The 7,943-nt window shown below is 68.3% G+C and carries 10 protein-coding genes; 5 read left to right on the top strand and 5 right to left on the bottom strand.

The genetic code is table 11. The features are described from left to right. Nucleotides 1-29 precede the first annotated feature (29 nt). The 4 genes from L995_RS27365 (at nucleotide 30) to L995_RS27350 (ending at nucleotide 2,801) form a co-directional block, all read left to right on the top strand. The gene (locus L995_RS27365; protein ID WP_331428963.1) at nucleotides 30-578 is read left to right on the top strand and encodes an ABC-type transport auxiliary lipoprotein family protein; all 549 of its coding nucleotides are present in this window, start codon (nucleotides 30-32) and stop codon (nucleotides 576-578) included. 523 nt (nucleotides 579-1,101) lie between these two features. Beyond that, nucleotides 1,102-1,320, top strand: coding sequence for a CsbD family protein (locus L995_RS27360; RefSeq protein WP_012202308.1), 219 nt, complete (start codon nucleotides 1,102-1,104; stop codon nucleotides 1,318-1,320). A 145-nt stretch (nucleotides 1,321-1,465) separates the two neighbouring features. Further along, nucleotides 1,466-2,053 (top strand): hypothetical protein, encoded by a 588-nt coding sequence (locus L995_RS27355; RefSeq protein ID WP_016448533.1) that lies wholly within the window; start codon nucleotides 1,466-1,468, stop codon nucleotides 2,051-2,053. A 247-nt stretch (nucleotides 2,054-2,300) separates the two neighbouring features. Next, a complete protein-coding gene (locus tag L995_RS27350; protein ID WP_034365659.1) occupies nucleotides 2,301-2,801 on the top strand; it encodes a hemerythrin domain-containing protein in 501 nt (166 codons plus the stop codon). Nucleotides 2,802-2,854: 53 nt separating this feature from the next. On the opposite strand, the gene L995_RS27345 is transcribed toward L995_RS27350, so the two are convergent. Further along, nucleotides 2,855-3,502: a MarC family protein gene (locus tag L995_RS27345; protein WP_016448531.1), complete on the bottom strand. Its 648-nt coding sequence runs from the start codon at nucleotides 3,500-3,502 to the stop codon at nucleotides 2,855-2,857. 13 nt (nucleotides 3,503-3,515) lie between these two features. Next, nucleotides 3,516-4,268 carry an SDR family oxidoreductase gene (locus L995_RS27340; protein WP_047474490.1) on the bottom strand — a complete coding sequence of 251 codons (753 nt, stop codon included), beginning with the start codon at nucleotides 4,266-4,268 and terminating at the stop codon, nucleotides 3,516-3,518. Nucleotides 4,269-4,386: 118 nt separating this feature from the next. Here L995_RS27340 and L995_RS27335 point away from each other — a divergent pair, with 118 nt between their 5' ends. Then, the gene (locus L995_RS27335) at nucleotides 4,387-5,079 is read left to right on the top strand and encodes a dienelactone hydrolase family protein (protein ID WP_016448529.1); all 693 of its coding nucleotides are present in this window, start codon (nucleotides 4,387-4,389) and stop codon (nucleotides 5,077-5,079) included. Here L995_RS27335 and L995_RS27330 read toward each other — a convergent pair whose 3' ends face one another. From L995_RS27330 to L995_RS27320, 3 genes are all read right to left on the bottom strand, one after another. Next, nucleotides 5,080-5,394, bottom strand: coding sequence for a hypothetical protein (locus tag L995_RS27330; RefSeq protein ID WP_047474489.1), 315 nt, complete (start codon nucleotides 5,392-5,394; stop codon nucleotides 5,080-5,082). Between the two features lie 296 nt (nucleotides 5,395-5,690). Beyond that, nucleotides 5,691-6,335 carry a molybdopterin-dependent oxidoreductase gene (locus L995_RS27325; RefSeq protein WP_016448527.1) on the bottom strand — a complete coding sequence of 215 codons (645 nt, stop codon included), beginning with the start codon at nucleotides 6,333-6,335 and terminating at the stop codon, nucleotides 5,691-5,693. Beyond that, on the bottom strand, nucleotides 6,332-7,943 hold a 1,612-nt coding region (locus tag L995_RS27320), incomplete at its 5' end, for an Ig-like domain-containing protein (RefSeq protein ID WP_047474487.1). The genes L995_RS27320 and L995_RS27325, both read right to left, overlap by 4 nt.

Below are 7,943 nucleotides of genomic sequence, written 5' to 3'. Positions count from 1 at the left end.
CCGCGTAGCCCGCGCGCTATGACTTCGGCCTGGCGCCGCTGTCCACGCCCGCGCAGTCCACCACATCCGCCGCCCCGCAGGCACGCACGCCGCTGGCGCTGGCCGATGTGGAGGCCCCCGCCCTGTCCGACGGCAGCACGGCCATGTTCTACCGCCTGGCCTATGCCAACGGCCAGGAACTGCGCCCCTACCAGCTGGCGCGCTGGAGCCAGCCCCCTGCACTGCTGCTGCAGCAGCGCCTGCGCAGCCAACTGGGCCTGCAGCGCCCCGTGCTGGCCAGCAGCGAAAGCGTGGCCCAGCCGCGCCTGCAAGGCGCCGTGCCCACGCTGCTGCGCGTGGACATCGAAGAGTTCAGCCAGGTCTTTGATGCGCCCGGCTCCAGTGCCGGCGTGGTGCGCCTGCGCGCCACCTTGGTCGAGCAAAGCGGTGCCGTGGACCGCCTGCTCGGACAGAAGGTGTTCGAGGTGCGCAGTCCTGCAGCTTCGGGCGATGCGGCGGGCGGCGCCCAGGCCCTGGCCAAGGCCACGGATGCGGCCATTGCGCAGATCGATGCGTGGCTGGGGCAGCAGGGGCACTGAGCTGCTGCTGGATTTCCAGCCCATCCATTCTCTTGAGAACGGCTGGTGGGTGCATTGCATCCGCTGGCCGTTTTTTGTTTTCGGCAACTGGCTCTGCAAGCAAGTGGACTTTTTCTGCCCCTGCCGGATGGTTGCTTTTCGAGGCCGGGTCTCGGCCCGGCAGCCGACTGCCCTTTTCTTGATTCGCCAAGAAAGGTCAGATCACGAAGCAAGCCTGTCCTTCGGCAGGCTTGCAACCCCGCAACCGCCACGGCGCAGGTGCGGACATACGGGGAAAAGGCTGGGTACTCAGGGCAGGGGCGGGCCGCGCCTGACCCAGCGCTTCCCGCGCGTCCGTCAGGGGCTGTAGTCCCGATCCCACCGTCTCGGCTGCCCCTGGGACGACCGTCAACACTAGGTCCAGACTACGGCGCGCGGCGCGCAGGTTTTTTACAGTGGAACCGTCGCTGATGCAGATCGCGGCTTTGAAAAAACAAGGCCTGATTGCACGGCACGACTTCAACATCACTGAAAGGAACAAGCCATGAATGAAGACCGCATCAAGGGCAACTGGAAGCAATTCACCGGCAAGATCCGTGAGCAATGGGGCAAGCTCACCGATGACGATCTGGACGTGATCGCCGGCAAGCGCGAGCAATTCCTGGGCAAGCTGCAGGAGCGCCAGGGCCTGGCCCGCGACGCTGCCGAAAAGCAGCTGACCGACTGGCAAAAGCGCAACCCCGACTTCCGCTTCGAAGACTGACGAGGGTGGACTGCGGATGGGCTGGTCGCCCTGGCCGGCGCCCCCATCCGCTCCTCGACAGCCGGCATGCCCCCAGGGCATGCACCCAAGGCCCGCCGCCGCAGGCACCAAGGGCCAGTTCAGTACAAATACAAGGAGTTCCATCATGCAAACACCGCAACGCTTTCGCCACATGCTGTCCGCCGTCGCCCTGGGCCTGATGGCCTCCGGCGCCATGGCCATGACCAATGCCGAGCACACGGCCGCCAAGAACCAGATCGAGGCCGACTACAAGGCTGCCAAGGAACAGTGCAAGCCGCTCAAGGACAACGCCAAGGACGTCTGCGAGAAGCAGGCCAAGGGCCAGGAAAACGTCGCCAAGGCCGAACTGGAATCGCGCCGCAATCCTTCGCCCAAGAACAGTGAAAAGGCACTCAAGGCCAAGGCTGATGCGGACTACGACATCGCCAAGGAAAAGTGCGATGACCTCAAGGGCGACGCCAAGGACGTCTGCGTGAAGGATGCCAAGGCTGCCCATGTGCGTGCCGTCGAAGCCGCCAAGGTGAACAAGGCCCAGGCCGAACCTGCCGCCAACTCTGCCGCCAAGGCCGCCAACGTGGCCGAGACCCGCAAGGACGCTGCCGAGGAAACCCGCGAAGCCGACTACAAGGCTGCCAAGGCCCGTTGCGACACCATGAGCGGTGACGCCAAGGATGCCTGCGTGGCGGATGCCAAGCGTAAATATGGACAGTAAGCTCCCCCTGAGCGGCTGACGCCGCTTCCCCCTCTCTACTCGCTTCGCGGGGGAGGGGGACGGCACCTTCGCCGCGAGGCGGCTCTTGCCCGGTGCCCCTGGCCTTTTGGCCGCGCCAGTTTTATCCGCCTTGACCAAGCCCCGCTCGCGGGGCTTTGCTGTTTTCGGGTTGGCTGATGTGGGTCAAACGGGTTGGGCGGTGCTGTTCCTAAGCTGCAGGCTTTCACGATGAAGGCAGGAGAAGCATATGGCCGTGCTGGAATGGAGCGGAGCGCTGGCATTGGAGTTGCCGGCCATGGACGAGGTGCACCAGGAGTTCGTGCTGCTGCTGGCCGAGGTGGAGGCGGCCGATGATGCGCAGCTGTGCGCGCGCTGGGATGAGTTGATCGCGCATACGCAGGTGCATTTCGACCAGGAAGACCGCTGGATGCAGTCCACGCGGTTCACCAGCACCAACTGCCACAGCCTGCAGCACAAGGTGGTGCTGCAGGTGATGCGCGAGGGGGCGGCCAAGGCGGCAGCGGGGGATCTGGCCGTGATCCGCAGCATGGCGGGCGAGCTGGCGGCCTGGTTCGTGCACCATGCGCAGACCATGGATGCGGCGCTGGCCCTGCATCTGCGCAGTGCGGGCTTCGATCCCGCCACGGGTTCCCTGGCGCACCCTGAGGCCTTGCCCGAGCAGCCCATCACGGGCTGCGGCGGTGCCTGCGACGGCAGCGCCGACCGCGCGCGGGCCGTGCCGGCCTGAGCCGGCCTGAACCGATCTGAACCGGCAGTAAGGCCACCAGTCAGCCAGCCCGCTCAGGGCACGATCGCGGGCGATGCCAGGATGGGGAAGATCTTCACCAGCCCGCCCGCCATCACCTCCACGGCCAGGGCCGCCAGGATCAGGCCCATGAGCCGCGTCATCACGTTGATGCCGGTCTTGCCCAGCACGCGCGCAATCGGGTCGGCCAGCGAAAAGCAGACCATCACCACCAGCGCCACTACCACGCCATAGCCCACCAGCGCCAGGTGCTGCCAGATGGTGCGTGCCTGGTCGGCGTAGATCACCACGGTGGACATGGAGGCCGGCCCCGTCAGCAGCGGAATCGTCAGCGGCACCACGGCAATGCTGTTGCCCATGGCGGCCTTTTCCGCGCCTGCCGCCAGCGTGGGCGCGTTGGGCCGTTCCTCGGCCGGGCGGGCGTTGAGCATGTTCATCGCGCTGATCAGCAGCAGCAGGCCACCGCCCACCTGGAAGCTCTGCAGCGAGATATTGAAGAAGTCCAGCACCTGCAGCCCGATGATGGCGCAGGCCGCGATCACGCAGAACGAGGCCAGCGCCGCCGTGCGAATGGTCTGCTGGCGCTGCTGGGCGCTGAATCCCTCGGTGTAGTGGATGAAGAAGGGGACGATGGCCAGCGGGTTGATGATGGCCACCAAAGTGATCAGCGGTTTGAGGTCCATGGTTGCCTTGGAGCTAGAGGTTGCCGCCCGAGATATCGACCAGGCTGCCCGTGGTGTAGTGCGAGCCGTCGGACATCAGCCAGAGGATGGCGTCGGCCCCCTCCTCGGCCCTGCCGCCGCGCTGCATGGGCACGTTGGGCGCCAGGCGCTCGACGCGGTCGGGCTGTCCGCCGCTGGCGTGGATGTCGGTCTCTATCAAGCCGGGCCGCACGGCGTTCACGCGTATGCCCTGGGCGGCGACTTCCTTGGACAGGCCCAGCGTCATCACGTCCAACGCGCCCTTGGCGGCCGCATAGTCCACGTACTGGCCCGGTGCGCCCAGCCGCGAAGCGATGCTGGAGACGTTCACGATGGCGCCACCCCGTCCGCCGTGGCGGGTGCTCATGCGCCGCACGGCCTCGCGCGCGCAGATGAAGCTGCCGATGGTATTGACGCGGAACATGCGCTCCAGCCGCTGCACGCTCATCTCGGCCACGGTCTGCGCGCGGTCCACCACACCGGCGTTGTTGACCAGGGCATCCAGCCGGCCGAACTGCGCATCCACCGCACCGAACAGGGCCAGCACCTCGGCTTCGTCGCCCACATCGGCCTGCACGGCCAGCGCGCGGGTGCCGGCCAGTTGCACGTCGGCCACCACGGCCTCGGCCGCATCGCGCTGGTGCTGGTAGCTGATCACCACGTCCCAGCCCCGGTGAGCTGCCATGCGTGCCGTTGCGGCGCCTATGCCGCGGCTGCCGCCGGTGATGAGCACGACTTTTCGTTCCATCGAATGTCTCCTGTGAAAGAATTGCCGCACGGGCCGGCCCGCCGCCATTACAGCATTGCGGGGCGCGTCCGCCCACCGGGAAATCACAACAGGTTCTCAGACAGAAAGGAACGCGGACATGGGCAGTTTTGTGCAGTTGACTTCATTGGATGGCACGTCTTCGCCGGCCTGGGTGGCCCGCCCCGACGTGCCCGCGCGCGGTGCCATCGTCGTGCTGCAGGAGATCTTCGGCGTCAACGCCCATATCCGCGCCGTGACCGACCGGCTTGCGGCGCGGGGCTATGTGGCCGTGGCGCCGTCACTGTTCACGCGTGTGGAGCCGGGTGTGGACCTGGGCTACGGCGACGCCGACCGTGCCAAGGGCATGGCGCTGAAATCCGCCGCCGAGGCGCTGCCCCAGCCCGGCGTGCTGCCCGAGATCGAGGCCGCCATCGCCCATGCCGCCACGCTGGTGCCCGGCGGCAAGGTGGGCATCGTGGGCTTTTGCTGGGGCGGCCTGTGGGCCTGGCGCGCGGCCTGCAACCTGCCCAGCCTGTCGGCTGCGGCCTGCTACTACGGCGGCGGCATGACCACGCCGCTGGAGATGGGCCGCGAGCCGCTGTGCCCCGTCATCGCCCACTTCGGCCGGCGCGATGCGCACATTCCCGTGGACGCCGTGCAGGCCTTCGCCCAGGCGCAAAAGCATGTGCAGGTGCACCTGTACGACGCCGACCACGGCTTCAACTGCGACCAGCGCAGCGCCTACGACGAGGCCAGCGCCCTGCAGGCGCGCGACCGCACGCTGGCCTTCTTCGACCAGCACCTTGCCTGATCAACCCCCGGGGTCCGGATCACAGGCCGGCCCCGGCGTCGCCTTGCGCGCCTGCACGGTCTGCAGCGTGCCCCGCAGCGCGCGCTGCTGCGCGGTCAGGAAGCTCATCAGCCCGCCCAGGTCGTTCAGTTGTTGGTCTGGGCCGGCCATGCAGCACAGGTCGATCACCAGGCCCATCTGGTGCATGCAGTCCTTGATGCGATAGACCTCGTATTCGGAAATGGGGTAGTACAGGCTGGTTTCTTCCCCGGGCGGGCCTAGGGTGGAAGAGGGAGGGGTGGCAACTGTTTCGCCGGATGGAGTGATGTCAGCCATGGCAGCTCCTACGTGACATAAAGAGCCTGCCGCCACTCCGCCAAGAGAGGTGGCAGGACTGTGCAGGTTGGCGGACCGGACGTAGGACCGGCACCCCCTTGCGGAGGTCCCGCACAGCCCCGCCAAAACGGAACCGTGCCCGGCGCAGCACCGGGAAGATGAAAAAAGCCGCTGCCTCGTGAAAAAGGCGTGCGGCTGCTGCGCCTACGTTGTTTCGGGCCGCCAAGCCCGTATCCCCCGAGGGGATCGCGAAATGGTACTCCAAATGCGCGTTCTGCCGCGCTCTGAAGCCAGGTTCAACCTTGGGGTTGCTGCGCGTGCAGCCCCATGTGGTACAGCCCCCAGGGCGCCTGCGCAAAGCGTTCCTTCAGGGGCTTGCCTGCCAGATCGGCAATGCGGTCGGCGTCGTACATGGCCCATTGCGGGCCCAGGCCGCCCAGGCCCAGGCGCCGGCCGTCCATGTGCGTGGCCAGCAGCATGCGCCATTGCAGGGCCTGCGCCAGCGGCAGCTGGGCGCGGTAGCCGTCGATGGCCTGCAGGGTGATCCACTGGCCCTTGGCCGCTGCGGCGGCGCTGTCCACGCCGGCCGCCTGCAGCACGGTGGCCAGCAGCGGGCCGCGCAGCCGGTGGGGCTGGCCGTCGTATTCGATATGGGGCGTGATCTCCACCGTGGGCAGGCGCTCCAGCGCACCGGCCCCAGTGGTCCAGGCCGAGTCGAAGGCCAGGCCATGGTTTTTCAGCAGCAGATCGGCCACCGGGTCCAGCGGCCCCCGGTTGCCGCGCACGCCGGGGCCGCTGATGGTGAGCACGGCGGCTTCGGTGCTTTTCCCGGGGGCGGCTGGGGCGGCCAGGGCGCTTTCGCACAGGGCCAGGCCGGTGGCTGCGCTGGCGGCCAGCAGGCTGCGGCGTGAAAGCGGGCTCCGGCTTGCGGATGCGGTCATGGGGAACTCCTGGGGGTGCGTGGCGATGTGCCATCGCCGATTTTCCGTGAAGTGCCCATCCTGCGCGACAACGCCGCGCCCGCTGCGGTCAGCAGGCCCAGCAGCGCAAGCCCCCCGGCGCCCAGCGCTGGAATGGGCGCCGCAGATGGTGCGGGGGCCGCCGTGACGGTCACGGTGTTGCTGTCCGAGCCGGAGGTATTGCCATCACCGGGCACATAGCGCGCCTGCACCGTGGCCGTGCCCGGTGGCAGCCGGGGCACGCTGCAGCTGGCCTGCCCGCCGGTCACCGGAACGCTGGCGCACAGCACCTGCGTTCCGTTCAAGAAATCCACCGTGCCGCTGGCGCCGGCAGGCAGCGTGACCTGGGCGCTGAAAGTCACGCTCTGGCCATGGCCTGGCGCAGCGGGGGAGGCCGACAGGTGGGCGCTGGTGGCTGCCGGGCCGATCACCACGGTCACGGCTGCGGGTTCGGTGGTGGCGCCGTTGGCATCGGTGGCGGTCAGCGTGAAGCTGTAGCTGCCTGCCGCCTGCGTGGCTGGAGCCGAGAGGGTGCCGGCGGCCTGGCTGAAGCCTGCGGGCAAACCGCCCACGCTGTAGCTGAACGGCCCCACGCCGCCGCCGGGCACGGGCGCCAGCGGCTGGCTGTAGGCCGTGCCGTAGGTGCCGGAGGGCAGGCTTGCCGTGACGCTGAAGGCCGTGAAGCTGGCCTGTGCGCTCCTGGCTGCATCGATGGTGACGCTGCAGGTGGGCGTGCTGCCGCTGCAGGCATCACCCCAGGTGGCAAAGGCATGGCCAGCGTCGGGCGTGGCGGCCAGGGTCACCAGGGTGGGCGCGCCTTCGAAGTAGCCATAGCCGGCCTGGCACAGGCCGCCTGGGCGGCCGCAGTCCTGTATGGCACCCGTGGCTGCAGGCGGGGAGGCCTGCGCCGATACGCCGCCCGCGCCGCTGGTCAGAACGGTCAATGCCGCCTGGAAGACGTTCGCCTCCACGGCGCCGATGTCGCACCGCGCACCCTGGGGCCTGACCACGCCGCGCTGGTCCGTGCCGGGTGCGGCCGTGCAGGCCACCCCGTCCAGTGCCGGGCTGCCGGTGGTGTTCAACATGGTCTGGGTGGGGCCGCCGTGGCTGGCCAGGGGGCCGAGCTGCGGGTTGCCCGTGGTGAAGGCCAGGGCGCTGATGTCGGCATTGTTCAGGGCCTGCGCCAGGCCCAGCAGATTGTTGCTGCCGCTGGCATCGCTGGTGCCGCCATTGCGCAGGTCCAGCACCACGTCCCTGCCAGCGGGCTGTTTGGTGGCCGGCTCGAACACGCTGTCCTGGACAATGCTGGCCTGCATCTGCAGCGAGGCACCGCTGCGGGTGCAGCTGATGTTGCCACCCGCACTGCAGGCGGCCTGGGAATCGCCCAGGCTATAGATGGCGCCGCCTTGCGCGGCCGGGTTGTCGTCGCCATTGGCCTGCACGGTATTGCCGGCCAGGGTGGAGAAACGGATGGTGAGCACGCCGTTGTAGTTGAAAACGGCGCCACCCAGGCCGGCGCCGCCGCCGCTGCTGTTGCCCAGCCCGCCGTGTGCACCGTTGCCAGCCAGGGTGACCTGGTTCAGCGTCAAG

Origin of the sequence: Delftia sp. ZNC0008 (assembly GCF_000799035.1) — a bacterium.
Lineage (GTDB): Bacteria > Pseudomonadota > Gammaproteobacteria > Burkholderiales > Burkholderiaceae_C > Comamonas > Comamonas tsuruhatensis.
This window is presented reverse-complemented; position numbering and strand designations above follow the sequence as displayed.